The organism is uncultured Bradyrhizobium sp. (assembly GCF_947648125.1).
In the GTDB taxonomy this organism is placed as follows: domain Bacteria; phylum Pseudomonadota; class Alphaproteobacteria; order Rhizobiales; family Xanthobacteraceae; genus Bradyrhizobium.
Window position 1 is genome coordinate 1 of sequence record NZ_CANSMR010000013.1, and the last position, 26689, is coordinate 26689.

General features: G+C 64.5%; 27 protein-coding genes. 15 read left to right on the top strand and 12 right to left on the bottom strand.

The window, feature by feature from the left end:
* On the bottom strand, window positions 1-512 hold a 512-nt coding region (locus Q0030_RS22260), incomplete at its 3' end, for an ATP-binding cassette domain-containing protein (protein WP_298371716.1).
* Window positions 513-702: 190 nt separating this feature from the next.
* Between Q0030_RS22260 and Q0030_RS22265 the strand changes: the two genes are divergently transcribed.
* On the top strand, window positions 703-1626 hold the full coding sequence (locus Q0030_RS22265) for a 2-dehydropantoate 2-reductase (RefSeq protein WP_298371717.1): 924 nt from the start codon (window positions 703-705) through the stop codon (window positions 1624-1626).
* A gap of 258 nt (window positions 1627-1884) precedes the next feature.
* Window positions 1885-2265, top strand: coding sequence for a DUF1330 domain-containing protein (locus tag Q0030_RS22270; RefSeq protein WP_298371719.1), 381 nt, complete (start codon window positions 1885-1887; stop codon window positions 2263-2265).
* Window positions 2266-2522: 257 nt separating this feature from the next.
* On the opposite strand, the gene Q0030_RS22275 is transcribed toward Q0030_RS22270, so the two are convergent.
* Both Q0030_RS22275 and Q0030_RS22280 read right to left on the bottom strand, forming a co-directional pair.
* Window positions 2523-6461 (bottom strand): C2 family cysteine protease, encoded by a 3939-nt coding sequence (locus Q0030_RS22275; protein ID WP_298371720.1) that lies wholly within the window; start codon window positions 6459-6461, stop codon window positions 2523-2525.
* 204 nt (window positions 6462-6665) lie between these two features.
* Window positions 6666-7475 carry an IclR family transcriptional regulator gene (locus Q0030_RS22280; protein ID WP_298371722.1) on the bottom strand — a complete coding sequence of 270 codons (810 nt, stop codon included), beginning with the start codon at window positions 7473-7475 and terminating at the stop codon, window positions 6666-6668.
* Between the two features lie 135 nt (window positions 7476-7610).
* On the opposite strand from Q0030_RS22280, the gene Q0030_RS22285 reads away from it, so the two are divergent.
* The 7 genes from Q0030_RS22285 to Q0030_RS22315 are packed head-to-tail and all read left to right on the top strand — an operon-like array spanning window position 7611 to window position 13514.
* On the top strand, window positions 7611-8834 hold the full coding sequence (locus Q0030_RS22285; protein ID WP_298371724.1) for an ABC transporter substrate-binding protein: 1224 nt from the start codon (window positions 7611-7613) through the stop codon (window positions 8832-8834).
* Window positions 8835-8892: 58 nt separating this feature from the next.
* Window positions 8893-10242: an aromatic ring-hydroxylating dioxygenase subunit alpha gene (locus Q0030_RS22290; RefSeq protein WP_298371726.1), complete on the top strand. Its 1350-nt coding sequence runs from the start codon at window positions 8893-8895 to the stop codon at window positions 10240-10242.
* Window positions 10239-11045 (top strand): SDR family oxidoreductase, encoded by an 807-nt coding sequence (locus Q0030_RS22295; RefSeq protein ID WP_298371727.1) that lies wholly within the window; start codon window positions 10239-10241, stop codon window positions 11043-11045. The genes Q0030_RS22290 and Q0030_RS22295 overlap by 4 nt, the downstream gene beginning before the upstream one ends.
* Before the next feature lie 31 nt (window positions 11046-11076).
* A complete protein-coding gene (locus Q0030_RS22300) occupies window positions 11077-11670 on the top strand; it encodes a 3-phenylpropionate/cinnamic acid dioxygenase subunit beta (protein ID WP_298371729.1) in 594 nt (197 codons plus the stop codon).
* 15 nt (window positions 11671-11685) lie between these two features.
* Window positions 11686-11880 carry a hypothetical protein gene (locus Q0030_RS22305; RefSeq protein ID WP_298371730.1) on the top strand — a complete coding sequence of 65 codons (195 nt, stop codon included), beginning with the start codon at window positions 11686-11688 and terminating at the stop codon, window positions 11878-11880.
* Between the two features lie 23 nt (window positions 11881-11903).
* Window positions 11904-12299 (top strand): hypothetical protein, encoded by a 396-nt coding sequence (locus Q0030_RS22310; RefSeq protein WP_298371732.1) that lies wholly within the window; start codon window positions 11904-11906, stop codon window positions 12297-12299.
* A 6-nt stretch (window positions 12300-12305) separates the two neighbouring features.
* Window positions 12306-13514 (top strand): FAD-dependent monooxygenase, encoded by a 1209-nt coding sequence (locus Q0030_RS22315; RefSeq protein ID WP_298371734.1) that lies wholly within the window; start codon window positions 12306-12308, stop codon window positions 13512-13514.
* Between the two features lie 33 nt (window positions 13515-13547).
* On the opposite strand, the gene Q0030_RS22320 is transcribed toward Q0030_RS22315, so the two are convergent.
* From Q0030_RS22320 to Q0030_RS22335, 4 genes are all read right to left on the bottom strand, one after another.
* On the bottom strand, window positions 13548-13817 hold the full coding sequence (locus Q0030_RS22320) for a DUF3551 domain-containing protein (protein WP_298371736.1): 270 nt from the start codon (window positions 13815-13817) through the stop codon (window positions 13548-13550).
* Window positions 13818-13931: 114 nt separating this feature from the next.
* Window positions 13932-14204 (bottom strand): DUF3551 domain-containing protein, encoded by a 273-nt coding sequence (locus Q0030_RS22325; RefSeq protein ID WP_298371737.1) that lies wholly within the window; start codon window positions 14202-14204, stop codon window positions 13932-13934.
* A 41-nt stretch (window positions 14205-14245) separates the two neighbouring features.
* Window positions 14246-14956 carry a hypothetical protein gene (locus tag Q0030_RS22330; RefSeq protein WP_298371739.1) on the bottom strand — a complete coding sequence of 237 codons (711 nt, stop codon included), beginning with the start codon at window positions 14954-14956 and terminating at the stop codon, window positions 14246-14248.
* A 114-nt stretch (window positions 14957-15070) separates the two neighbouring features.
* Window positions 15071-15907, bottom strand: a complete 837-nt coding sequence (locus Q0030_RS22335) for a metal-dependent phosphohydrolase (RefSeq protein WP_097674498.1) — start codon at window positions 15905-15907, stop codon at window positions 15071-15073.
* 228 nt (window positions 15908-16135) lie between these two features.
* Here Q0030_RS22335 and Q0030_RS22340 point away from each other — a divergent pair, with 228 nt between their 5' ends.
* The 3 genes from Q0030_RS22340 (at window position 16136) to Q0030_RS22350 (ending at window position 18849) form a co-directional block, all read left to right on the top strand.
* Window positions 16136-16351, top strand: coding sequence for a hypothetical protein (locus Q0030_RS22340; protein WP_021077148.1), 216 nt, complete (start codon window positions 16136-16138; stop codon window positions 16349-16351).
* 162 nt (window positions 16352-16513) lie between these two features.
* Window positions 16514-17302, top strand: coding sequence for an ATP-binding cassette domain-containing protein (locus tag Q0030_RS22345; protein WP_298371744.1), 789 nt, complete (start codon window positions 16514-16516; stop codon window positions 17300-17302).
* Complete coding sequence (locus tag Q0030_RS22350; RefSeq protein ID WP_298371746.1) at window positions 17299-18849, top strand: ABC transporter permease/substrate-binding protein; 1551 nt, start codon at window positions 17299-17301, stop codon at window positions 18847-18849. Before Q0030_RS22345 ends, Q0030_RS22350 begins: the two co-directional genes overlap by 4 nt.
* A gap of 144 nt (window positions 18850-18993) precedes the next feature.
* Here Q0030_RS22350 and Q0030_RS22355 read toward each other — a convergent pair whose 3' ends face one another.
* Window positions 18994-20706 carry a sulfatase-like hydrolase/transferase gene (locus Q0030_RS22355; RefSeq protein WP_298371748.1) on the bottom strand — a complete coding sequence of 571 codons (1713 nt, stop codon included), beginning with the start codon at window positions 20704-20706 and terminating at the stop codon, window positions 18994-18996.
* A gap of 168 nt (window positions 20707-20874) precedes the next feature.
* The gene (locus tag Q0030_RS22360; protein WP_298371750.1) at window positions 20875-21573 is read right to left on the bottom strand and encodes a TetR/AcrR family transcriptional regulator; all 699 of its coding nucleotides are present in this window, start codon (window positions 21571-21573) and stop codon (window positions 20875-20877) included.
* Window positions 21574-21682: 109 nt separating this feature from the next.
* Here Q0030_RS22360 and Q0030_RS22365 point away from each other — a divergent pair, with 109 nt between their 5' ends.
* Window positions 21683-22303: a hypothetical protein gene (locus Q0030_RS22365; RefSeq protein WP_298371752.1), complete on the top strand. Its 621-nt coding sequence runs from the start codon at window positions 21683-21685 to the stop codon at window positions 22301-22303.
* A 12-nt stretch (window positions 22304-22315) separates the two neighbouring features.
* On the opposite strand, the gene Q0030_RS22370 is transcribed toward Q0030_RS22365, so the two are convergent.
* Window positions 22316-22549: a hypothetical protein gene (locus Q0030_RS22370; RefSeq protein ID WP_298371754.1), complete on the bottom strand. Its 234-nt coding sequence runs from the start codon at window positions 22547-22549 to the stop codon at window positions 22316-22318.
* 28 nt (window positions 22550-22577) lie between these two features.
* On the bottom strand, window positions 22578-22976 hold the full coding sequence (locus Q0030_RS22375; RefSeq protein ID WP_298371755.1) for a lysozyme inhibitor LprI family protein: 399 nt from the start codon (window positions 22974-22976) through the stop codon (window positions 22578-22580).
* Between the two features lie 134 nt (window positions 22977-23110).
* Here Q0030_RS22375 and Q0030_RS22380 point away from each other — a divergent pair, with 134 nt between their 5' ends.
* Both Q0030_RS22380 and Q0030_RS22385 read left to right on the top strand, forming a co-directional pair.
* Window positions 23111-24130 carry an adenylate/guanylate cyclase domain-containing protein gene (locus Q0030_RS22380; protein ID WP_298371757.1) on the top strand — a complete coding sequence of 340 codons (1020 nt, stop codon included), beginning with the start codon at window positions 23111-23113 and terminating at the stop codon, window positions 24128-24130.
* Between the two features lie 182 nt (window positions 24131-24312).
* Window positions 24313-25419, top strand: coding sequence for a DUF2336 domain-containing protein (locus Q0030_RS22385; RefSeq protein WP_298371759.1), 1107 nt, complete (start codon window positions 24313-24315; stop codon window positions 25417-25419).
* 197 nt (window positions 25420-25616) lie between these two features.
* Here the strand turns inward: Q0030_RS22385 and ilvC are convergent, their stop codons facing one another.
* Complete coding sequence (gene ilvC / locus Q0030_RS22390; protein WP_028342350.1) at window positions 25617-26636, bottom strand: ketol-acid reductoisomerase; 1020 nt, start codon at window positions 26634-26636, stop codon at window positions 25617-25619.
* Between the last annotated feature and the right edge of the window lie 53 nt (window positions 26637-26689).

The window sequence follows — 26689 nt, forward strand, 5'->3', positions numbered from 1 at the left end:
GCGTCGAGCGGGCCGAACGGCTCGTCCATCAGCAGGATCTTCGGATCGCGGATCAAGACCTGCGCCAGCGCGACGCGCTTGCGCTGGCCGCCCGACAGCATATGCGGATAGCGGCCCGCGAAGGCGCCGAGCCCGACCGAGGTCAGCCATTGCTGCGCGCGCGCGAGCGCATCTGCGCGCGGCGTACCCCGGATCTCGAGCCCGATCGCGACATTGTCGATCGCGGTCTTCCACGGGAATAGCGCATCGGCCTGGAACAGGTAACCCGCGTCGCGGTTGAGGCCGGCGAGCGGCTTGTCGAAAATCCGCGCCGATCCGGCCGCCGGTTTCAACAGCCCCGCGGTGACGTTGAGCAGCGTCGACTTTCCGCATCCGGTCGGGCCGACAATGGCGACGAACTCGCCATGATCAACCGAAAGATTGGCCTGCTCGACCGCGGTATAGACGCGTCCATCCGCCAACCGAAACGCCACCGTCGCACCGTCAAGCGCGACCGCCGTCGGCTCCGTCATCCCCACGCATTCCTCCCGAACATCAGGCAAATGGCTTAGCGGTTCGCTCGGGCAAGTTCAACGTAGGAAGATGGCGCATGCTGCGGTCACGCCGTTTTCAGACAGGCCGGGTTGCGCATTGCGCAACCGGGGTTGCGCATTGCGCCGACATCGTCGAGGCTGCGGGCCAACGCGCTGGAAGGAGACAATCATGCGGATCGCAGTGGTGGGCGCCGGAGGCGTCGGCGGCGGTTTTGGAGCGGCGCTGGCGCATGCCGGCGCGGACGTCACCTTTATCGCGCGCGGCACGCACCTCGCCGCCATGCGCCGCGAAGGTTTGAAGGTTCAGGGCGGCCGCGGCGAAACCCACCTCGTCCCGACCCAGGCGACCGACGACCCCGCAAGCGTCGGTCCGGTCGATATCGTGCTGTTCTGCGTCAAGCTGTGGGACGTCGAGAGTGCCGGCGAGCACATCAAGCCGATGGTCGGTCCCGACACCGCGGTGATCCCGCTGCAGAACGGCATCGATGCACCCGACCGGCTGATCCCGATCCTGGGCCGCAACGCCGTGATGGGCGGCGTGGCGCAGATCTCTGCCTCGATCATCAAGCCCGGCGTGATCAACCAGGTCGGCACCTTCATGCGCATGATCTTCGGCGAACTCGACGGCCGCATCACGCCGCGCGGCAGGGCGCTGCTCGAGCTCTGCCTGAAAGCCGGCTTCGACGCCACGCTGAGCGATCAGATCAACACCGAGCTCTGGATGAAATTCGTCGGCCTCGCCACCAATGCCGGCATGACCGCCGTCACGCGCCAGCCGATCGGCAGGCTGCGCGACGATCCCGACCTGCGCCCGTACTTCGTGTCAGCCTGCGAGGAGATCATCGCCATCGCGCACGCCAGCAGCATCAAGCTGCCACCGGACCCGCTGACGAAGGTGCTCGACTTCATCGGCCATGCGCCGCCGGCGATGAAAGCGTCGATGGCGCTCGATCTCGAGCGCGGCAACCGGCTCGAACTGCCCTGGCTGAACGGCAAGGTGGTCGAGCTCGGCCGCAAGCTCGGCGTGCCGACCCCGACGCACGACTTCCTCTATGCAGTGCTGAAACCCTATGCGATGGGCGCCCCGATATAAGTCACCTGGATTTCATCTTTGGCCAGCGAAACAGCCGTATGTCCTGATCCGACAACGGTGTAGGCTCCCCGCGCGGTCAAGCGTTTGGCTTGCCGAGAGCTGCAGATAAAGCGGAGGCATGCCGAACTCTCCGCTTGCGACAGTTGGCAGCCTATTCCATCGGCAACCATTGTTTTCGACTCCGAAATGACAGCGGCATTGAACGCGCGCACAGCTGCGACGCTATTCACGTAAACATTGATCATTGGGAGAATTATCGTGAAAACAGGATACACAGTTGCCTTGTCCATGCTGGCCGGCATCGCGGTCGGCGCCATCGCGATCCAAGGACTTCACGCGCAATCCACACCAAAGGCCTACGTCGTCACGGAGGTGGAGGTGCTCGATCAAGACGCACAGAATGCCTATCTCCCGAAAGTCACGGAGGTCATCAAGTCGTCCGGCGGAACGTTCTTGGCGCGAGGCGGAACCACTGTCGCGTTCGAGGGCGAGGCGCCCAAGCGTGTGACGATCGCCGTCTATGACAGCCTCGCCAAGGCGCAAGCTTCGCGCAGCTCGCCGGCTTGGTCAGCACTGCGCGCAGAGCGAAACAAAGCGATCAAAGCCCGATCCTACGTCACCGAGGGCCTGCCCAACTGACTTCCAACGGCGAAACGCCTCTCGGGAGGCTGCTCACCTCGGCAGCCTCCCTGGCCGGCCCGGCCTAGCGGCGCCGGCGTCAACCGGAACGCGCGTGCATCGTTGCGGGCGGCGCGCCGTCCTGAAAGCCCGGCAAGACCGATATCTGCCGGTCGACCTCGCGCGCCACCCCGGAGTATTCCAGGAGCTTCTGTTCGTGAGTTAGGTGCATCTGGACCGTAGAGGCAGCCCAAGTCCCATCAGGACAACGGCCCAGCTCAGGCATGTTGCGGCGGGGCAAGCGTGGCGACCTGATCGGGATGCACCGTGATGGCCGTGCCGCCATGTCCATCGCTCGCGGCGACGAAGGTGGAAGCCATGTAGTTTCCGAGCAAGGCGATGCTGGCGGCGTGGACGCCGTCCGAGACGGAGAGCGATCCGCCCGCGGCGTTGCCGGCAAAGCCCACGGTTTGCCCAGCCGCAAAATCGATATTGGCGAAATCGATCGCGTCGGCTCCCGTCATGCCGGCGACGGTGCCGGAGAAGCCGGCGGGGTCATCGAGCTTCAATGTCCCGGAGCTTGAGGCAAAGGAGATTTGCGCCGAGCTCGCCGACGCAAGCTCGAGGGTCTGTCCGGCTGGAATGATCGAGGGATCGCTGATCGTGAAGGCGCTGGACCAAGCGCCCCAGACGGTCCCGTCATTGGCTTTGATCCAGAGCGTGTCGGTCCCCGACCCAACGTGATACGCAAGCTGGGAGAGCTGCGAGGCCGCGACGACGTTGTCCTGATTTGCTCCGAGCGCAACACCGTTCAGCGTGAAGTAGCCGTTGCCGCCTCCGCTGTTCCAGACATCATACGATGTCGCGGAACTGCTGAACGGATCCGAATAGGTGAAGAGCGAAGACACCGAGAACGTCTGGCCTTGAACGGACAGCGTGCTTGAATTGGTCGGGGTCACCACCGGACCCGTGTCCACCGGCGCAGTCACGGTGAAAGCACTTGACCATGATCCCCAGACGGTGCCGTCGTTCGCGCGGACCCACAGCGTGTCCGCGCCCGAGCCGGATTGATAGCTCAGCGACGCCAGCTGGGCTGCCGTGACGTAGTTGTGCTGGTTCGGTGCAAGTGCCACCCCGCTCAAGACAAAGTGGCCGCCACCTGTGCCCGTGTCCCAAACGTCATATTGGGTCGCAGCACTGTTGAACGGATCACTGTAGGTGAACAGCGACGAAGCCGCATAGCTCTGGCCGTGGGGCGCAACGATGTTCGACACCGTCTCAACGGGTCCGCTGTCGAGGGGAGCATTGACGGTGAAGGCGTTCGACCAGGCCCCCCACACCGTGCCGTCATTGGCGCGGATCCAGAGCGTGTCGATACCGGAGCCCGATTGATAGCTCAGCGACGCCAGCTGGGCGGCCGTGATGTAATTGTCCTGATTGGCCGGCAGCGCCACGCCGTTCAGGAGGAAGCTCCCGCCAACAGTGCCGCTATCCCAGACATCGTACTCGGTCGCGGCGCTGTTGAACGGATCGCTATAGGTGAACAGCGACGAAGCCGTATAGCTCTGGCCGTGGGGCGCAACGATGTTCGACACCGTCTCAACGGGTCCGCTGTCGAGGGGAGCATTGACGGTGAAGGCGTTCGACCAGGCCCCCCACACCGTGCCGTCATTGGCGCGGATCCAGAGCGTGTCGATACCGGAGCCCGATTGATAGCTCAGCGACGCCAGCTGGGCGGCCGTGATGTAATTGTCCTGATTGGCCGGCAGCGCCACGCCGTTCAGGAGGAAGCTCCCGCCAACAGTGCCGCTATCCCAGACATCGTACTCGGTCGCGGCGCTGTTGAACGGATCGCTATAGGTGAACAGCGACGAGGCCGCATAGCTCTGGCCGTGGGGCGCGACGATGTTCGACACCGTCTCGACGGGTCCGCTGTCGAGGGGAGCATTGACGGTGAAGGGGCTCGACCACGCTCCCCACACGGTGCCGTCATTGGCGCGGATCCAGAGCGTGTCGATGCCGGAGCCCGATTGATAGCTCAACGAGGCCAGCTGGGCGGGCGTGATGTAGTTGTCCTGGTTGGCGGGAAGTGCCACCCCGTTCAGAACGAAGTGTCCGCCACCTGTTCCCTTGTCCCAGACGTCATACAGCGTTGCAGGACTGTTGAACGGGTCGCTGTAGGTGAACAGCGACGAGGCCGCATAACTCTGGCCATGAGCGGCGACAATGTTCGACACCGCCTCGACGGGACCGCTGTCGACCGGCGCGGTGACGGTGAAAGCGTTCGACCACTGGCCCCAAACCGTGCTGTCGTTGGCCCGGATCCAGAGTGTGTCCGCGCCGGAGCCGGATTGATAGGTCAATGACGACAGCTGCGCGGCCGTGATGTAGTTGTGCTGGTTGGCGGCAAGCACCACCCCGTTCAGAACGAAGTGGCCGCCACCGGTGCCGCTGTCCCAGACATCGTATTCGGTGGCTGCGAGGCCGAACGGGTCGTAATAGGTGAACAGCGACGACACAGCAAAGCTCTGGCCATGCGTTGCCGTCACGTTTGCGGCCGTCACCACGGGCCCTTCCGGGGTTGCCGTAAATTCGCTCCAGGCGCTCCAGAATACGCCGTTGAACGCTTCCACCCACAGCTGGTCGCTCGCGGGGCCGAACTGATAGGCAATGCTGGACCACTGTGAAGCAGCGACGTCGATCTCGACCCCGTTCGCCTGCGCCACCCCGCCCACGGTGAAGTGCCCGTTACCCGTGGAGTCCCAAAGCGCATATTCGATGATGGGCAGAGTACCGCCCGTCGTATAGAACATGGACGACGCTGCAACCGAGGTTTGCACGCGGCCGGTTACATTGGATGCGACGACCGTCGGCGCGACGTCGACGGCGCCGGAATTGTCGATGACGAAGTCGCCGCCCTCACTGGCGATCTGTGTCAGCGAGACTTCAAACTGCACATCCCAGTTTTGGCCGGGATAGCTGTTTCCCCATGGATTGCGAACGATGAAATTGCCCGTCGCGCTGTCATAGCCAACGACGCCGAACGCGTGATCCGGGACCAGCTGGATGTTTCCGGCACTGTCATACGTGTACGGAGACGTTGAAGGAATCTCGAGGATGACGTCGTCGTGGCTGGAGAGTGCCGCGATATAGACGGACTTGTTGCTGTACCAATTGGACGCGCTGCTCAGATAATAGTTGACGCTCGTCGCGTCGGTCAGATTCTCGAAGACATTCGTCGGGGGATCAGCGGAGATATTGTTGTAGCTGTTGACGGCCGGGTGCCCGATCTGCCCCGTTGCACTGAGCTGCGCGTAGGCCTTTTCCACCAAGGCAACCCACATCGCAGTGGGTTGCTCATTGTAGTTGTGGCCATAGTCAAGTTCGGTGCCACTGACGACCGGAAACTCGTCATTGACGGTTTCCCATGTCTCCTGACCATTGACATAGAAGCGCACGCCATAGGTGCCGTTTCCATTGTCCACGATCATGGAACTCATGACCTGAGGATGAAAGACGACGACGTCGATCAATCCCGACATCAACTCGCAATCGCCGTCTGCTCCCTGACAGATGTCGCTGACGGTGGCTGCGCCCGCCGAAGAATACAACGGCCCGACAACCGCGCTGTAGCCCTGCAATGTCCAGCCGCTCCCGCCTGCATCGGGCGGCAAAGTCGGATCCGGAAGATCGGTCCCCTGAAACCACTTTCCGATCAGTTCAGACATCTGCGTCGACGTCGTGCCAACCTGCAGATTGCCGAGCGTGATCTGAGCAGTGCCACCCCCTGTCCAGGTGGCGTTCGCCGGATTCCCATCAACGAGCTGGTTGAAAAGATGGGAGACATAGTCCGATGTGGAAAGACCGCTGTTCAGATTGGCCGCAATCAGCTGCAGCGAGTTCAGCTCATTCGCGGTGACGCTTCCGCGATTGGCGACATCCGCCAGCAACTGGATGGCTTCAGCGTCGGTGAAGACGCCGTCCGCAGCAAAGTTGAGCATGTCGGACTTGATGCCACTGTCGACCAGGGAATTGACCCAGCTTGCCGTCATGGAATTCCTTCGCAAATCTTGACACGATACGATTGCTGTCGGCCAGGCCTGTCCTGGCGAGGTTGCGCGCGTCCCGTCGCGACGAATCCAGCAATAGATTGCGTAACTATCGCCATAGTTGTGAACGAATTCGGGACGCGTGTCGATCTTGCCGACCGCGGCCAAAAGCCAAGCAGCTCGCATGATCGTGAAGATTCGTTAACGTCTGCCTGATGCGCCGCCCACCACCCGGGATCGCGGCAGGGTTTGGCCCCTGACCGCCGCGCCGGGTTCCCCAGGGAAACCGGACCTGGTCCGGGTTCCCCGTCGCTTCGATGCCCTGGCGCGCGCAGCATGAAGGCATGGCCGGGCGCCGCCGGCCCGATCGCATCACGAGCGTTCGGAAGCAGCCGGCTCGGCCCCCTGAAATCCCAGCAGAACTGAAATCTGCCGGCCGGCCTCGCGCACCAGCCTAGAATATTCCAGCAGCTTCTGTTCGTCGATGCGCGCGCCTGGTCCGTAGAGGCCGACCGAACCGACAACATCGCCGCGGTGATCGAAGCACGGCGCGGAGACCGCGACCGTACCGGCGAAGATCTCGCTGTGGCTGGTCGCGTAGCCGTTGCGCCGAGCAAATGCCAGGGCTTCCTCCAGCCGCGCACGGTCGGCGCTGTTCGGTATGGTGGCGAGGAGCTCGGCCTGCCGCGCCGGGTCCATGAAGGCCAGCATCGCCTTGCCGGTCGAGCCCCGGGTCAGGCTCAAACTGTCGCCAACGCCGCGGCTGATCGAGAGCACGTGACGGCTCTGGCATTCGAGGATGCAGATGCCGCGATCCTCCTGCACGCGGAACAGCGCGGCGGTCTCGCCGGTCGCCTCGCGCAGGCCTTCGACGACCGGGCGCGCGATCGCGACGACCTCGAGCCCCGTCAGCCAGACATGGGACAGCTTCATCACGCCGTGGGACAGCCGGAAGCGCTGCGGGTCGCCTTCGGCCTGGATCAGGTCGCGCTGCGCCAGCGTCTGCAGCAGACGATAGAGCGTCGGCCGGCTCAGCCCGACGCGCTTCTGGATCTCGATCACGCTCATCGCCGGCTGATCGGGTGTGAAACATTGCAGGATCGCGATCGCACGGTCGACCGCGCGCACGCCCGACCCCCCCTGCTCCGCGTCGTGAGCTTCCGCCTTCGGTTTCTTCGCCATCCGTCCACATCCGCAAATTCGGCAGGGCGCGCTGCATCCAGCGCGCTTGACCAATCGGCCCGCATGGATAGTATCACATATTATGAGAATGATGTCCACTAGATGGACATCGCAAAATGACAGGAGGATTGGAAATTGGTTCAGACTGACGCCACGCGCAGATGGTCCGCGATCGCCGCGCTGATGCTCCCGACGTCGCTGGCGTATGCCGCGCCGGATGGTTCGGGCATCTCCGACGGCGTGGTGCGGATTGCGGTCCTGGGCGATTACGGTAGCGGCCGCGATCTCGGCGGGCCGGGCTCGGTAACCGCCGCCAGGCTTGCCGCCGCGGATTTTCACAACAAGGTGCTGGACAAGCCGATCGAGATCATCTCGGCCGACCACCAGAACAAGCCCGACGTCGCGGTCGGGATCGCGCGGCAATGGTTCGACGTCGAGCATGTCGACGCAGTGACCGACCTTGCAGTGAGCTCGGTCGGCCTCGCCGTCGCCGGGCTCGCGACGCAGAGCAACCGGACCGCGCTGGTCTCGGGCGCCGCGACCTCCGATTTGACCGGCGACAAATGCTCGCCCGTCATCACGCATTGGGCCGATGACACCTACGCGCTGTCGGCCGGACTGGTCGGCGAGCTGAGCCGCCGCGTCGGCAAGGAGTGGTTCTTTGTCGCGGTCGATTATTCGTTCGGCACCGCCATGGTAAAGGATGCCTCGCGCGCGGTGACCGATGCCGGCGGCAAGGTCGTCGGCGCGGTGCGCTATCCCTTCAACACCACCGACTTCTCGTCCTTCCTGCTGGCGGCGCAGAATTCCGGCGCCAAGGTGGTGGCACTGGCCGGCACCGGCGCCGACACCGTCAACGCGGTCAAGCAGACCCATGAATTCGGCCTGCAACAGGGCGGGCAGACCATCGTCGGCATGTTGACCTTCATCTCCGACGTCCATTCGATCGGCTTGCGCGATGCGCAGGACATGTACATCGCGTCCCAATATTATTGGGATGACGACGACGGCACCCGCGCCTTCGCCAAGCGCTTCATCGAGATCGAGAAGCGCGAGCCGACCAAGCTGCAGGCCGCGACCTACGCCGCCGTGCGGCATTATCTGAAAGCGATCGAGGCCGGCGGCAGCGACGAGGCCAAGGCGGTGAATGCCGAGATGCGCAAGCTGCCGGTCGATTTCTTCGGCCGCCCCGCGCACATCCGCAAGGACGGCCGCGTCGTCTACGACCTCTCGCTCTACCGCGTGAAGAAGCCGGAGGAGAGCAAATATCCCTGGGACTACTACCAGAAGATCGCGGTCATTCCCGGCGACAAGGCATTCCGCCCCGAGGGAACGGGCGGCTGCAAGCTCGACAAATAGGACGCACCACCATTCGCCGCGACGCGCGGTCGCGCATGCATGAAACAAGGAGGAGCCGATGCCGCTTCGCAACGATTTCGATCAGCTTGTTGACATCAAGGGTGGCTTCATCAGCCGCGAGATCTTCGTAGACGCCGATATTTACCGGCAGGAACTCGACAAGGTCTTCACGCGCGCCTGGCTGCTGGTCGGCCACGAAAGCCTCGTGCCCAATCCCGGCGACTTCTACACCTCGCGGATGGGCGAGGAATCCGTCATCCTCTGCCGCGACAAGAAGGGCGAGATCCACGTCTTCCTGAATTCGTGCCGGCACCGCGGCATGAAAGTGTGCCGCTACGAGCAGGGCAACACCTCGCTGTTCACCTGCCCGTATCACAGCTGGACCTACACCACCGACGGCAAGCTGCAGGGCGTTCCGCTGCACCGGACGCTCTATGACGGCGTGCTCGACCGCGAGGCCAACTCGCTGGTCTCGGTGGCGAAGCTCTGCAACTACAAGGGCTCGATCTGGGCGACCTGGGACAAGGATGCGCCCGACTTCATCACCTATCTCGGCGATGCCAGGATCCATCTCGACCAGGCGCTCGACTGCCGCGACGGCCGCGAGGGCGGCTCCGAGGTGATCGGCGTCCACAAATGGGTATTCCCCGCCAATTGGAAATTCGCCGCCGAGAATTTCCTCGGCGACACCTATCACAATCCGAGCCACCGCTCGGTCGATCTGATCGGCATCGGGCCGAGCGCTGCGGCCGGCAAGAAGGGCCGCCGCGACGACGAACTGGAGAAGGCACAGCACGTCTGGATCAGCTTTCCGGGAGGCCACGGCGTGCACAGCGCGATCCAGCCGGAAGCCAACGAATACACCGAGTCCTTTCTCGACAATCCGATCCTCGAACAATACTTCCGGCACTGTTTCGAGGAGCGCAAGCGGCGGCTCGGCGAAGGGGCGCGGCTACTGCCCTTCGTCGGCACGATCTTCCCCAACACCTCCTATCACGGTCGCCAGCCGCGCGGACTTTGCGCCTGGCATCCGCACAGCCCCACCTCGACCGAGGGCTGGCGCTTCTTCCTGGTCGACAAGGACGCGCCACAAGAAGCCAAGGATTATCTGCGCCACTACTACATGCGCTACTCCGGCCCGGCCGGCATGACCGAGCAGGACGACATGGAGAACTGGCTCTATGCGACCGCGGCGAGCACCGGCATGGTCGCGCGGCGCTATCCCTTCAACTATCAGCAGTCGATGGGCGCCTACGTGACCGATCATCCGCTCGGCGGCGATGTCTCCACGCAAGTCACCGAGCAGATCGCGCGCGGGTTCTACCGCCGCTGGTCCACCTACATGCAGGGCGGCGGCTGGCACGAGCTGCTGGGATCCCCCGCAGGCAGCCGGGAGGCCGCAGAATGACCGCGCCCCGAAAAACCATCCTCGTCAGCGGAGGCACCTTCGGCATCGGCCGCGCGATCACACTCGGCCTCGCCCGCCGCGGCCATGCGGTGGTGGCGTTCGGCCTCGAGGCGCCACAGGTCTCGAGCATCGCGCAGAACGCCATTCCGGCGCTGCGCCAGGAGCTCGATCGCGAAGGCCTCTCCGCCGAATTGATGGAGGCCGATGTGTCGCAAGCGGGCGATGTCGGCAGAGTGATCGCGCAGGCCATGGCGCGGTTCGGCCGCATCGACGGCGTCGTCAACAACGCCGCGATCGGTCCGCTCGGCACCGTGCTCGACACCGACGAGGCGCTGTTCGATCGCATTATCGCCGTAAACCTGAAGGGACCGTATCTCACCAGTCGCGCGGCGATCCCGCACATGATCGCGCAGGGCGGCGGCTCGATCGTCAACATCGGATCCGGCGCCGGCTGGGGCAAGCCGAACATGGCGGTCTACAGCGCGAGCAAGGGCGGCGTTGTCGCGTTGAGCGCCGCGATGGCCTACGACTTTTTCCACCAGCGCATCCGCGTCAACACCGTAATCCCAGGTGGTGGCGGCATCGTCAGCGGCATGAGCCTCGGCCGGGTCGGCGGCGATGCGGCCCGCTTCGGCAAGGGCGCGCCGGGCACCGCCGCGGGCCGGGTCGCCGCTGGCGACGACATCGCCAACGTCGTGGCCTTCCTGCTGTCGCCGGAAGCGGAAACGCTGTCCGGCACCGTGATCGATGTCGGCTGCTTCGCCCAGCAGGGCGGACCAGTCCCACCGAAGCCGGCGACCTGACAACCCCGCGATCCCTGATGAGGAGATACCGATGACGACGACGGTTCAGGATCACGACAAGCAAGCCCACCTTGCCGGCGCCACGATCGAACGATCGGCGGCCTATTACCGGCTGAAGGCCGATGTCGAGGATTTCTATTACCACGAGGCCGATCTGCTCGATGACCGGCGCTTCCGCGACTGGCTCGCGCTGCTCGCCGAGGATGTCAGTTACTTCATGCCGATCCGGCGCAATGTGAAATTCGGCCAGCAGGCCGCACGCGAGAACACCAAACGCGGTGAAGGCATCAGCTGGTTCGACGAGGACAAGTGGACGTTGACCAAACGGGTCGACCAGATCCTGACCGGCGTGCATTACGCCGAGGAGCCGTTGTCGCGGATCACGCACATGGTCAGCAACGTGCAGGTCAAGGGCGCGCGGCCGGATATCGGCGCGGCGCGCGAGCTCGATGTCACCAGCCGATTTCTCGTCTATCAGAACCGCGTCGAGTACGAGACCTACATCTTCGTCGGCCGCCGCAACGACACGCTGCGCCTGACCGACAACGGCTGGAAGATCGGGAGGCGCGAGATATTGCTTGAACAGAATATCCTGCTGGCCAAGAATCTCACCACGTTCTTCTGAGCAAGGTGTGGTGCGATGATTGACGTGACGGCGATCAAGGTCGGGACGCGGCTGAAACTCGAGGCCGGCGTCGTCGCCGAGGTGGTGGAAAACATGGACGACGGCCAATGGCTGCAGGTGCGTTACCTGGAGTCCCCTGCCCGTCCGGGCGATGTCGGCATGGTGGAGCTTTGCCATGCCCAGGACGTCGTCAAGGTGCTCAGCGACTAGATCCAGCCAACGGACCATCGATCATGCTGCGATTTGAATACATGCCGAGCGATTTCCATCCGCTGTTCCTGTTCCTCGGCGAGGCCGCCGATCTTGCCGCGCTGGCAAGGCTGTTGCGGCGCTTTGCCGAAAACCCGCAGGCCGTTGCCGTGGCGGAGCGGATTCCCGGCGCCGTCTCGCGCAACGAGCTGGTGCTGGCGCCCGCCGATGGGGAATTCGGCATGCGCGATCTCGGCGGCCGGTTTGCCTGGAAGCTGACGGGTTGGCAGGCCGAACGGATCGCCGAGCGCATCGAGCTCCTGACGCCCGAGCATAACAAGTCCGGCTCGGAGCTCGTCGAGATCGGCAGCGAGGGCGAGATCCCGGTCAAGGTATCGCGCGGCGAGTTCACCGATGACTTCCTTGTCACGCGCAGATAGCGGCGGATGTCTCGCGTGAGCGCAAACCGCAAGCCAAAAGTCCTGATTGCCGGCGCCGGGATCGGCGGCCTCGTCGCGGGGCTGTCGCTGCTGCAGCGGGGGATCGAGGTTGAGATCTTCGAACAGGCATCGGAGCTGCGCGAGCTCGGCGCCGGCGTCCAGCTCAGCGCCAACGGCACAGGCGTCCTCATTGCGCTCGGCCTCGAGCAGCAAATGCAGGCGATCGCCTGCGAGCCCTCGGGCAAGGAGATTCGGCTGTTCAGCACCGGGCGGACCTGGAAGCTGTTCGACCTCGGCGCCTCCTCGCGGGCGATCTATGGCGCGCCCTACTGGATGGTACATCGTGGCGACTTTCACCGCGTGCTGGTCGACGCATTCAGCGCACGGGCACCGGGACGCCTGCATCTCAACAGCCGCTGCGCCGGTTTTGACGAGCACGGTGACGGCATCTGGCTGCGTCTCGCCAATGGCGAGCGGCGCCGCGGCGACGTCGTGATCGGCGCCGACGGCGTGCACTCCGAAATTCGCCGGCAGATCGGCGGCGACACACAACCATTCTTCTCGGGTGTGGCCGCCTGGCGCGGCCTGATCCCGATGCAACAGCTGCCGGCGAGCCTCAGGCGCGACGTCGGCACCAACTGGGTCGGCCCTGGCGGCCATGTCATCACCTATCCGGTTCGCCGCGGCGAGCTGTTGAACTTCGTCGGTATTTTCGAGGGCGCGAATTGGTCGATCGAGTCATGGACCGAACGCGGCACGCGCGAGGCCTGCGGCGCTGCCTTTGCCGGCTGGAATCCGGACATCCACACCATCATCGGCAACCTCGATATTCCCTACAAATGGGCATTGCTTGGCCGCGACCCGCTCGATCGCTTCGCCGTGGGGCGGGCCTGCGTACTCGGCGACGCCGCGCATCCGACGCTGCCGTTCCTGGCCCAGGGTGCCAACATGGCGATCGAGGACGGCATGGTGCTGGCACGCTGCCTCGAATGCTTCCCGCCCGAGGAGGCGCTGCAGCGCTATCAGGCCGCGCGGCTGACGCGGACGAATATGATCGTGATGAAGTCCGCCGAGAATGCCAGGCGCTTCCATAATCCGGCACTCGCCGACGCCGAAGGCGCCGACGCCTACGTCTCGCGCGAATGGCAACCGGACCGGGTGCGCGAGCGCTATGACTGGCTGTTCACCTACGATGCCTTGAGCGTGCCGGTCTGACGGCAGGCGTTCGAGCTGTCTGGTATTCCCGCATCAGTGGGTACGATGCCGTCCGCGGTGCACCCGGCGCTTCGAAGGCGACGGCGGCGCGAAGAAGGGATTCTCCGAGCACATCGCACCCCGGCCCGACGCCGACGCCTGGCACTGCGGGATCGAGGTGAAGCTGCAATCGATGTAGCTTCCGCCGAATTTGCCCTGAAAGACGTGCATGCACACCGGATAGTTCGGATCATAGGCCTGCCCGGCGGCAGGCCCGGCCAGGGCGACCGCAAATGCGGCGATCACGAACAGTTTCAGGCGCATCGGTCTCTCCTTGTCGCTCGGAAGGTTTCCCCACAACAGCCGGAGTTAGTCAACTGCGCCAGTAAGGCGACGACTATGCAGACCACCGCAGTCAGCCGACAATAAATGAGCGCGCTAGTCGGCGGGCCGACGCTGTCGTTGACCCCGCTCCCTGGTCGGCTTTTTAGGACCTTTGTAGAACGGATTGACCGAGCATGTCGCCGATCGTCCCGACGCCGTTGCCTGGCATTGCGGAAGCGACGTGAAGCTGCAATCGATGTACTCAGGCGTCAGCCTGCCGCCATAGACTTCCAGGCAAACCGGATAATTCGGATCGTACATTTGCGCGGCGGCGGGCCCCGCGATGCCAACGCCGATGGCGGCGATGATGGTGAATTTCACGCGCATCGAATTCTCCTTGAGCTTGCTCCGCAACGCCGGGCGCGCGGCTATCGCTGTTCACCGGCCGGCTTGCCGTCGTCCTCACCGAGACAACGGATCATGAAGGCCGTCGTGTCCCGCGGCAGGACCTGCGCGGCTCGCGCCTTGAGGCGGCATTCCAGCTGCGCGATCTGGCGTGCCCGTTGCCGTTCCGACGGTAGCGTCGATTGCCGCAGCCGTCGCAAGGTCATCGGCGAGCCGTCCGACTCGAAGCTCAGCTCGTACCTCTTGCCGCTCTGGTCGGTCGCAGCGCAGGTGATGGTCGAGACCTGCCGCGTGATGAAGCTTCCGACCTGACGGCAGGAGCCTGTCGACATCTCGACCAGCGGCACCGGCAGGCCATCGACACGCGGACGGTCGCTCGACTTCAGCAACATGCGGTCGACCGCGAGCTCGAACAGATTGTCCTGGGTGCGCTCGGTGCTCTCGCCGGAGAACGAGACGATGTGGCTCTTGTCGGCGGGATCGTCGAGCACCACGGTGAACTCGGAACGGCCGCGCAGGGTGTGGAAATAGGCCACCGCCTTGCAGGTATAGCTGCGGCCGGCGACCGTGACATTGCGGCAGGTACCCGACATCAACGCATACAGGTCCACGTCGTAGACCGGGCCGGCGGCAACGGCGAGTGCAGGCCAGCACACGATAGCAATCGCAATCAATTGAGCGAAACGGAAGATCATGCTGAAACGGTCGAGAACACGGTCGATGGAGAGGTCCATGGCGCAAGGTCGCCGATTTCCACGGACTGTGCAACGATGAAGCAGGCCGAAATGTGGACGTCCCGCAAACGACCGGAGAATGCAGGCGAGCCGGACTGACGGCCGCGCCTTGCGTCAGATTTGCGGGCCGGACAGGGTGACTTCGCGCTCGGCGCGGAAGACGTTGCTGTAGAGGTTCGCGATCCACTGACGGCCGCTTGCCGTCATGTTCAGGCAGTTGATGGCGCCCTGGATGTGCGGTGCGACCATATTCCAATAGAATTGCGGATAACGGTCGACGATATCCGCCGGCGATTCATAGCCGAGCTGGCGGTTGATGCCGACCTCTTCGAACTCGTGATAGAGCGCGTTGGCTTTCCTGATGTAGTTGGGATCGCCGAGCTGTCCGATGAAATCGGCGGCCCGGACGATCGCCGCCTCGTCGTCATATTGCTGGCCTTCGGGTGCCGGAAACCGCGTGCCTTCGATGTTGCGCGCGACGCGCTCGCGATCGAGCGGAAGGACGGCCTCGAGCCTGTCGAGCACATAGAGCTTCGAGCGATCGACATGATACGGCATCAGGCCGGCATCCGATGAGCCGCGCGGCAGCACGACCTTGTTGCCGGAGGCATCGATGACATAGCCATCCGGTCCATCGCCCTTCAGCAGGCCGCGCACATAGCCGATGTCGTGCGTCAGGCAGGCGATCATCGTGTGGGTGTAATCTTCCGCGGTGACATGGGTGTGCAGCGCGCGACCGCGGATGATGTCATGCCCGGCGAGCGTGACCAGCATCGTGTGCTCGACATTGTGGTAGAGCGCATCGCTGTTGCCGATGCATTCCAGCGCGATGCGCGCGGCGGCGGGCAGCAGTTCCCCAAATCGCGCCTGCGAAGCCCCAAAGGTGCGGCTGACCCATGTGGCGAGAAACTTCTCCAAAGCACCTGCCGCCAACTCAGGTAACGTCATCATCGATGCAGCCCCCGACCGCGCAACGTTCCTCGCTCGCCCCGATCTCACGTCGTAGTTGGGGAGCAACTATAGCGCATCTGCGGGCGTGCGGCTACGCGCCGGCGAGCGCGTGATTCGTTCCGCCGTACTTTTCCGGTCTTGCCGGCTGTGACACCAAGGCCGCTGATAATGGCATGAACCGTGCATGATTCGGTTCAGACCGGGTTAATCCTACGGATAAAGACCATCATGCTCGTCACGCTCGTCGCCATCCTTTGCAATGCTCAGCTCTGCATGGAAAAGGTCGTCACCAACAGCGACCAATCCGGCATCACCATGGGCGCCTGCGCTGTGAACGCCCAAATCGGCATCGCCGACTGGCTCGCCAAGGGGCCGTATCACGATTGGCGCTTGCAGAGCTATAAGTGCATCATGGGCAAATACGTACCCAAGAACGAAGTGTGATGTGTGCTCACAGCCCCCGAAGGGGCTGACCCGCTGCGCGCGCCCAACTGGAACAGCCTGCGAAGCCACGTGACGCAGGCGCGTGCGCCTCAAGTCAAAGTCCATTTTATGGGCTATCACTGTCGTTCACGATAGTGAGAGTCGCCCAGGAATGGCCAGAGAATGCCTGCAACGCCGCTGATCGCCTACGCGCATGTCGGCAAGAGCTTTGACAATGGTCGCGTGGTGGCGGTCGACGACGTCTCGCTTGACGTGGCCGAGGGTGAATTCCTGGCTGTTGTCGGCGGCTCGGGTTCCGGCAAGACGACGCTGCTCAGGCTGGCCAACCGCCTGATCGAGGCCGACCGCGGCCGGATCGCGGTCGAGGGCGAAGACGTCAGCCGCATCGACCCGATCCTGCTGCGGCGCCGCATCGGCTATGTCTTCCAGAGCGGCGGGCTGTTTCCGCATCTCACCGTCGCCGGCAATATCGGCATCACGCCAAGGCTGCTCGGCTGGCCGCAGGCCGAGATCTCGGCGCGGGTCGACGAGCTGCTCGACCTCGTGCGGCTCGACCGCGCCGAACATCGCGACCGTCTGCCGCACGAACTCTCCGGCGGCCAGCGCCAACGTGTCGGCGTCGCGCGTGCGCTGGCTGCGAAGCCGCGCATCGTGCTGATGGACGAGCCGTTCGGCGCACTCGATCCGCTGACCCGCGACGCGCTCGGCGACGACTATCGCACACTGCACCGCGAGCTCGCCTTGACCACGGTCATGATCACCCACGACATGACCGAGGCGCTGCTGCTGGCCGATCGTGTCGCGGTGATGCGCGGCGGCAAGCTGCTCGCTTTGGGCACGCCGGCGGAGCTCGCAGGCAACACCGACGCCTATGTCGGCGAACTCTTGCGTACGCCGCGGCGGCAGGCGGAACGGCTCGGCGCATTGCTGCCGCGGGACGGCACGGCATGAGCGATCCACGCTGGAGCGAGGCGCTTGCGCATCTGCCCGACTATCTCGGCAATCATGTCCGGGTCAGCGTCGCCGCGCTGGCGCTCGGACTTCTGATCAGCCTGCCGCTTGCGATCATCGCGCGCAACCGGCCAGTGTTGCGCGGCACGCTGCTCGGGCTTGCCAGCATCGTCCAGACGGTACCTGGCCTCGCGCTGCTCGCGCTGTTTTATCCGTTGTTGCTGGCGCTCACGGCTCTGACCGTGGCGTGGCTCGGCTTCAGCTTCTCCGCCTTCGGCTTCCTGCCGGCGGTGCTGGCGCTCGCGCTCTATTCGATGCTGCCGGTACTGCGCAACACCATCACCGGCCTGTCGGGCGTCGATCCGGCGGTGCTGGAGGCTGCACAGGGCGTCGGCATGACGCCGCGGCAATCACTCACCATGGTCGAGCTGCCGCTGGCGCTGCCGGTGATGATGGCGGGGATCCGCACCGCCGCGGTGTGGGTGATCGGCACCGCGACGCTGTCGACGCCGATCGGGCAGACCAGCCTCGGCAACTATATCTTCGCGGGGCTGCAGACCCAGAACTGGGTGTTCGTGCTGTTCGGCTGCTTCGCCGCCGCCGTGCTCGCGCTTGTCGTCGACCAATTGCTGGCGCTGATCGAGAATGGCCTGCGCAATCGCAGCCGCGTCCGGACCGCACTCGGCGGGCTCGGCATAGCCGCCCTGATCGCGGCAACGCTGGTGCCCGCGATCGCGCGGCCGCAGGCGCGCTACGTCGTCGGCGCCAAGACGTTCACCGAGCAATATGTGCTGTCCGCGCTGATGGCACAGCGGCTGCAGGCGGCCGGACTGCCGACGACGACCCGCGCTGGCCTCGGCTCCAACGTGATCTTCGATGCGCTCGCCGCCGGCGACATCGACGTCTATGTCGACTATTCCGGCACGCTGTGGGCGAACCAGTTCCACCACACCGATATCAGGCCGCGTGCCGAGCTGCTGGGCGAACTGGGGACGACGCTGGCGAAGCAGGCCATCACGCTGCTCGGCGAGCTCGGCTTCGAGAACGCCTATGCGCTGGTGATGCCGAAGAGCCGCGCCGACCAGCTCGGCATCCATTCGATCGCCGACCTGGCATCTCACGCCGCGACGATGTCGATCGCCGGCGACTATGAAATCTTCTCGCGGCCGGAATGGGCCGGCATCCAGAAGGCCTACGGGCTGACGTTCCGCGCCCAGCGCCAGATGCAGCCGGATTTCATGTATGCTGCGGTCGCCTCGGGCGAGGTCGACGTCATCGCGGGCTACACCAGCGACGGGCTGATCGCGAAATACGACCTGGTTACGCTCGCCGACGACAGGCACGCGATCCCGCCCTATGACGCGATCGTGCTGCTGTCGCCAAAGCGGCGCGACGACGAGGTTCTCAAGGCCGCGTTGCGGCCACTGCTCGGCAAGATCGGCATCGCCGAGATGCGCGAGGCGAACCTGCGCGCGTCGGGCAACGACGCATCATCATCGCCCGACGCCGTGGCGCGCTGGCTGTGGGGGAAGGTCGGACCAAGATAACCCCATCGTCATTGCGAGGAGCTCGCGACAAAATTGCAAAGCAATTTTGCGCTGAAGCGACGAAGCAATCCATCGTCCTGCGCATACGGATGGGCGGATTGCTTCGCTCCGCTCGCAATGACGGCGGGGGACGCATGTTGCGTCTCACAATCCCTTGATGATCCCCGCATCGATCAACAGGCGGTTGAAGCGGCGCGCTTCGGCGCCGTCCTTGCAGGAATAGAACGCGCCGTTGCAGCGGAGCATGATCGCCTTCTGCTCCTCGAACGACGGATCGAGCGGAATGCCCGCCGCTTCCTGGATCACCAGCGGCAGATAGGCGGCGTCGATCGTGTCCATCACCGTCGGGCTCTTCACCGGTTCGAAGTTGATGGCGTCGATCGCGTAGTAGGTCGCGTAGTAGCGCGGATCGTAGTCCATCAGCTTCTTGCCGATGCCGGCCTCGTCGAGCCCGGGATCGAGCAGCTGCGGCGAGAACTCCGGCTGATGATCGCCATAGCGCACGATCAGGAACGGCTGCGCTGGAAATTTCCTCTTCAGCGCGGCAACAAAGCCGGCATAGTCGCCAGCGCTCATCGCCTGCCGCCGCAGATATTCGTCGACCGACGGCACGTTGCCCGGCCGCTTCCATGCCGGCAGCAGCTCGGGACGGAATTTCGTCTCCCACGGGAAATGATTGGCGGCGAGATAGACGAAGGTGAACAGCGGCGTGCTGACCGTCTTCTGCTCGGCCATCAGCTTCAGCGCCTTGTCGTAGAAGAAGCTGTCGGGTTCGACGTCCTTCGCGTGCAGATCATGCGCGTCGTAGAATTGCTGGATGCCGGTTGTGGTCTGGAAGCTGCGCGCACTCATGAAGGCGCCGAATGCCGGATAGAGCGACAGCGTGTCGTAGCCGCAACGGCGCAGCGCCAGCGGAAGGCCGCGCTCGACGCGGCCCGATGCGATACGAGTGACGAAATAGGCGAACCGGCCGAACGAGCGCGAGGACAATCCCGCCAGCACGTTGTACTCGGTGAACCAGCTCGGCCCGCCATTGCTCTCGGCGAGGAATTTGCGCTCGACGCCGTCGTAGGACTTGAACTGGCTGCCATAGCCCGGCGGAACCTTGACGCCGGAAGCCGCGCGGATGTCGAAGCTCGATTCATCATGGATCATGATGATGTTCGGCCGCCGCCCGGCGGGGTGGCAGGCATCGACCAGCGGCATCTTGAGCTGGTCGCTCGCGCTCGGATCCGACTCCATGAAGCCATAGGCGACGAAGTCTGACACCGCAGTCACGCCGGAGCGCGCGAATTTCGACAGATAGCCGTCGTCGTAATAGCCGCGCCAGGCCTCGTCCGGCCAGGCGAAGGCATAGCCCGAGAGCGCGGCGGTGCAGGCTAGGCAGGCGGCCGCGGCCGGCAGGCGGCGGATGCGAAACGGATCGAGCCACCACAGCGCGTACATCAGGGGCAGCGTGACCAGGCCGGCGCCGATGATCGACCAGCGCAGGTTCGGAAAGATCGTGAGCAGGAACGACGCAGTGTCGCGATCGATCACCATCAGGTCGACGAAGTTCGCGGTCATCTGCACCACGTCGTGCTTGAACCGCGACAGCAGCACCAGCACCACGACCAGCGTCAGCGACAGCGCGCCCGACAGCGCCGGACGGCGCAGCAGCGCGATGAACAGGAAGTTCAGAATTCCCCAAGAGAGCAGGAAGCAGAGCCGCGAGCCGAAATCGGTCTCGGTCCGCAGCATCAGGATCAGCGCGCCGAGATGCGGTGCGGCGACCGCCATCAACCGCCAGATGCCGATCGCAGCGAGACCGCCGGCCAGCGCGGCAACGGAAGAGTTTTGCTGAGGCGCGGGCGCCATGGGCGGGACGCAATACAACCCGGCGCAATGGCACGGCCTTGACTGGCAAAGGCCAGGAGGCACACCGCACAGCCGGAGTCTGCGCCGTGTCATAAAAACGTAATTGAATCGTCATGAACGCGCAATGAATTTGCCTGCCCGGAGCACCGCCGGCCAGCGTGGCGCGCCTCAGACCTTCGCCGCAGGCCTTGCAATGCCGGCGATGAAGAGGTCGACGATGTCAGCGGCCATCTGCTCAATCTCGGCTTCGGCGACACCCCAGCGCGGCAAGTGGCCGTCGATATGCATCCGCGCAAAACCATAGACCAGCGCGCGGCCGGCGATCTGGACCTGCTTTAGGTCGCGCGCCGCAAGCCGACCGGCTGAAAAAGCCTCCGCCAGCGTGCGCTCGGTCAGGCCGATCAACTCCGCATTGTCGCTGGAGATCCCGGCCGAGCGGTCGTGGTCGAAGAAGCGGCGACTGGAGATGATCTCGAAATGGGTCGGGTTCTTCATCGCCCAGCGCAGATAGGCGATCCCAAGGCAGCGGAAGCGGCCCAGTGGATCGCCGGCTGGCGCATCGGCCAGCGCCGCCTCGATCTCGGCGCGGAAGCCGCGCTGCGCCTCCTCGGCCACCGCATTCATCAGGGCATCCCGGCTCGGGAAATGCCGGAACGGCGCGCCCGGCGAAACCCCGGCGCGGCGGGCGGCTTCGCGCACACTGACCGCCTCCGGCCCGCCCTCACCGACCAGTTGCATGGCGGCATCGATCAGGACCCGCCGGAGGTCACCGTGGTGATACGGCTTGGCCGCCGGTGCCCGCGCCGCGGGTGGACGCGGTTTGGCGGACCGGCGTCCGATCGGCGGGTTCTTGGCGGGGCGGCGCATGGCGCACCTCTAGCATCACCCGCTTGTGAATGTAAGCGGTGATTACACGGATTGACCGCACTCCATCGCGAAATGTAACTGGCGATTACATCAACACGGGAGGCAAGATATGACGGCGCGTCGAAACTGGTTCGAGGGCTGGCGGCTGTTCGGCCTGCTCACACTGACCCTGATCGGGCTTTCGATCTGGATCGCCGCGATGCGGCAGTTCGAGGTCGAAGGCGTGCGGATGGTGATCCGCTTCACGGCGCGGACCTCGCTGCTGTTGTTCTGCCTTGCCTTCTCCGCCGCCGCGCTGGCGCGGCTCTGGCCGAACGCCTGGACGCACTGGCAGCGCCGCAACCGCCGCTATCTCGGCGTCACCTTCGCGGCCTCGCACGCCATCCACGCGGTCGCAATCAACGCGTTCGCAATGCTCGATCCGGCCGGCTTCGCCGCCGCAACCTCTATCGTCTCCTACGTCTTCGGCGGCATCGGCTATCTCGTCATCATCGCGCTGACAGCGACCTCGTTCGATCGCACGGCTGCGCTGCTCGGCTCGCGCGCCTGGCGCAGGCTGCATCTGATCGGCGGCTATTATCTGCTGCTGCAGTTCACGGTCTCGTTCGGCAAGCGGATTCCCGAGATGCCGCTCTACGCCCTGTTCCTGGTGCCGCTCGCCGTTGTGTTCGCGCTCAGGATGATCAGCATGGCCGCGCGGCCTGCGTCACGTCAGGCACAGGCGAGCTGAAACCGGGGCGCCTCACATCAGGTGAAACTTGCGGCCGAGCCGGCGATGCACCGACAGCACCGCGCGATCGACGTCGCTGATCAGGCTGTCGCCGAGCACGACGTTCGGGATCTCCCAGTTGCGCCCGACCTGCCCATCGGGCAGCGCGGCGACCGCCGGCACGCGGGCGGTCTCGCAGCCGGGTTGGGCGCGCAGCGCCTCCTCGGCAAGCTGGGTCAATTCGTCCTGGCTCTTTCCGTCAGTCATGACCCCGGTCCTGACTCCGGAAGATGGCTCACTGATGGCCGAGGTTTTCCAGTTCCTTGGCACGGACTTCCGTCGTGCTGCGCATGCATTCGCCGGCATCGAGCCGGGCGATGGTGCCCTCGCCGAGGTCGTAATACAGGCAGTTGGCGTCACGGTACTGGATCCATAACCGTTGTGCGGTGCGCAGCTGTTCGCGCTGCTTGTCGCCGGCGGCATCCTTCAGCGCCTGCTGATAGGCGACGTTCATCCGTTTGTCCCATTGCGCGGTCTTGGCCTTGAGGCACTCGACCATCTGGTAGGTGCTGCCGTCGCAGGATTGCTCTCCATCGCCCTGGTCGCCCGCCCGGGCCGACGAGACGGCGATGATGAGAACGGCCGCAACCAGGGGCCCGAGCCTGCACGCGCCTGTCGCGAGAGCCGATTTCATGCCGTCTTCCCTTTCCGATGGATGCCTTAGCTGAGCCATACGTTAGTGCGGCCGTAGCACATCCCGTTCATATCAATCGCACCGCGGCTGGCCTTCCCGATCCGTGCAGGATATTTCATGGGCATGGAGGAACCATGCGGCGCGCCTTGACGCCTGTGATCGTTCTGGCCGTGTTCGGCCTGCTCGTCGGCGGGCTGTTTCGCTATGCCTTCGACGAATCCAACGAAGCCTCCGTCGCGAACTATGTGCGCAGCGCCCTCGACGGCGCCGCCCTCACCCTGATCGTCTGGGCCACGCATCTCTATCTGGCCGCGCGTGGCGGTTGGCTGCGGCGGCGACCGCTGATCGTCGAGCTGATTGCCCGCTCCGTGATCCTCGCCGTCATCGTTGCGGTCGCTGCGATTGTGCTCGAGATCCTGCTGTACGGGCATGGGCTCGAGGCGAAGTGGATTCGCGAGACCTTCTTCAAGATCATCGGGGTCGGCCTGCTGCTGTCGATCCCGATCACGACGATCTACGAACTGGTCCGGATGATCGGCGGTCATACGCTGCTCAACATCGTGCTTGGACGCTACCGCCAGCCGGTGCGCGAGCAACGCGTGCTGCTGTTCCTCGACCTGGTCGGCTCGACGACGCTGGCGGAGGCGATGGGCGAGCTGCGTGTGCAGGAGCTCCTGACACGCTTCTTTTTCGACATCGACGAGCCGATCGTGGCACATGGCGGCGAGGTTCATGCCTATGTCGGCGACGAGGTCATCGTGACCTGGCCGGCCGACACGGGCCAGCCGTCGCGGCGCTACCTCGACTGCGTGTTCGCGATCGAAGACCGCCTCGCCAAGCGGGCCGACCATTATCGCAAGGAGTTCGGCGTGGTACCGGCATTCCGTGCCGGGATGCATGCCGGCCCGGTCGTCATCGGCGAATGCGGCGACTCGCGGCGGCAGATCGCCTATTTCGGCGATACGGTGAACGTCACGGCGCGGCTGCAGACGCATTGCAAGGAGGCCGGCCGGCCGCTGCTGATCTCGGGCGAGCTGCGTCGCCTGTTGCCCCTGGACCCGGATTTTGTCATCGAGCCGCTCGGCTCGACGCAGCTGCGCGGGCGCGCCGCTTCGATCGACCTGTTCGCCGTCGCGCGGCGCGTATCGTCCTAAACAATCTCTTAAGGCTCACCGCCATCGTGGCGAAAGCACCAATTGCGTCCTGTCCGGTCGTGCCCCGTTAAGGATGCGATGCACCCGTATTTGCACCGGGTTCCACCTTAACGCAGGTGTAAGACGACGCCATGCATGGTGCACGGACAGGTGTCATTCAACAAAAACAGGGTTGCCCATCGATGGCGCAACAGGCGTCACAATCGATTATTGCCGAACTCGAGGATGCGGTCCGGGACGGGACGTCAGCCAAGCGCGTGCAGACGCTGCGGCAGGTCACCGATCTGTTCCTGAACGACGGCGACCGCCTCAACGATGAACAGGTCAAGGTGTTCGACGACGTGCTCTGCCTGCTTGTCGCGCGCGTCGAGACGCGTGCACGGGCCGAGCTCAGCAAGCGGCTCGCGCCGCTCGACTATGCGCCGTTTGAGGTGATTCAGCACCTCGCCTGGGACGACGATATCAGCGTCGCCGGCGACGTGCTGACCCACTCCAGCCGCCTCTCGAACGACGCACTGCGCGAGATCGCCGCCAGCAAGGGCCAGGACCATCTGTTCGCGATCTCGGCGCGGGAGAACCTGCCGGCTTCCGTCACCGACGTGATCATCGATCGCGGCGAGGACAAGGTGATCCGGCGCCTCGCCAAGAACGCCGGCGCGCAGTTCTCCGACAACGGCTATTCCACGATAGTCGCCCGCGCCGAAGGCGACGACGAGCTGGTCGAGATCCTCGGGCTGCGCATCGATATTCCGGCCAAGCTGCTGCGCGACCTGCTGCAGCGCGCCAAGGAAACGGTGCGGGCCCGCCTGCTCGCGCTCGCATCGCCCAGGGCACGCGAGGAGATCAGCCAGGTGCTGAACGACATCGCGCAGGAAGAGGCCGCCGCCCCGCGCCGCAACTACGGCATCGCCGAAGAGCTGGTCAAGCTGATGAAGCAGCTGAACGAGCTCGACGATGCGGCGGTCTACAAATTCGCCGAGGACGGCAAGTTCGACGAGGTCACGGTCGCTCTCGCCGTGCTCAACGACATGCCGATCGCGATGATCGAGCGCCTGATGCTTGGCCTGCGCTCCGACCTGCTGCTGATCCCGTGCCGCTCGGCGCGGCTCAACTGGCCGACGGTCGAAACCATCCTGCGCAAGCGGCCGCTGCCGCATCAGATCGACCATGCGACGCTCGAGATCGCGCACCGCGATTACCGGCGGCTGTCGCTGGAGACCGCACAGCGCACCGTGCGGTTCTGGCAGCTGCACAACAGGATCGAGAAGCAGCCGATGGCGGCCGGTTAGCTGCCGCTGCCTTGTCGTGACAAAGAATAAAGGGTGGGCAACGCGCCCACCCTTTTTGATTCCTATGCGTAGGGTGGGTTAGCGAAGCGTAACCCACCGCGTCTTCGCGGAACGAATTGGTGGGTTACGTCGGAGCCTGTCATCGGGCCGCGCTTTTGCGCGGACCCGTTGGGCTAACCCGCCCTACACACCCGAGCTTAGTTCTTGCTCTTGTCGACCAGCGCGCCCTTCTTGATCCAGGGCATCATGTCGCGCAGCTTGGCGCCGACTTCCTCGATCGGATGCTGGGCGAGCTTGGCACGGGTCGCCTTGAACGAGGTCTGGTTGACCTTGTTCTCCAGCATCCAGTCGCGGGCGAACTTGCCGCCCTGGATGTCGGCGAGCACGCGCTTCATCTCCGCCTTGGTCTCGGCCGTGACGATGCGCGGACCGGTGACATACTCGCCGTATTCGGCGGTGTTGGAGATCGAGTAGTTCATGTTGGCGATGCCGCCTTCATAGATCAGGTCGACGATCAGCTTCACTTCGTGCAGGCACTCGAAATAAGCCATCTCGGGCGCGTAGCCGGCCTCGACCAGCGTCTCGTAGCCGCCCTTGATCAGCTCGACCAGGCCGCCGCAGAGCACCACCTGCTCGCCGAACAGGTCGGTCTCGCACTCTTCCTTGAAGGTGGTCTCGATGATGCCGGCGCGGCCGCCGCCGATCGCCGAGGCGTAGCTGAGGCCGAGGTCATGGGCGTTGCCTGACGAATCCTTGGCGATCGCGATCAGGCAGGGCACGCCGCCGCCGCGCTGATATTCCGAACGCACGGTGTGGCCGGGGCCCTTCGGCGCGATCATCAGCACGTCGAGGTCGGCACGCGGATCGAGCAGGTTGAAGTGCACGTTGAGGCCGTGGGCGAACACGAGCGCCGCGCCCTTCTTCATGTTGTCGTGCAGGTGCTCGCGATAGATGTCGCCCTGCAGCTCGTCCGGGGTCAGCATCATGACGAGGTCGGCCCACTTGGCGGCCTCGGCGACTTCCATCACCTTGAAGCCGGCGTTCTCGGCCTTCTTGGCCGAGGCCGAACCCTTGCGCAGCGCGATCGCCACTTCCTTGACGCCGGAATCCTTCAGGTTCAGCGCGTGGGCGTGACCCTGGCTGCCGTAGCCGACGATGGCGACCTTTTTGCCCTTGATCAGGTTCAGGTCGGCATCGCGATCGTAGTAAACTCGCATCGTGTTTTCCTCGTTTTGAAGGGGGCCAAAATCGGCCGATGAGTCAGGCTTTC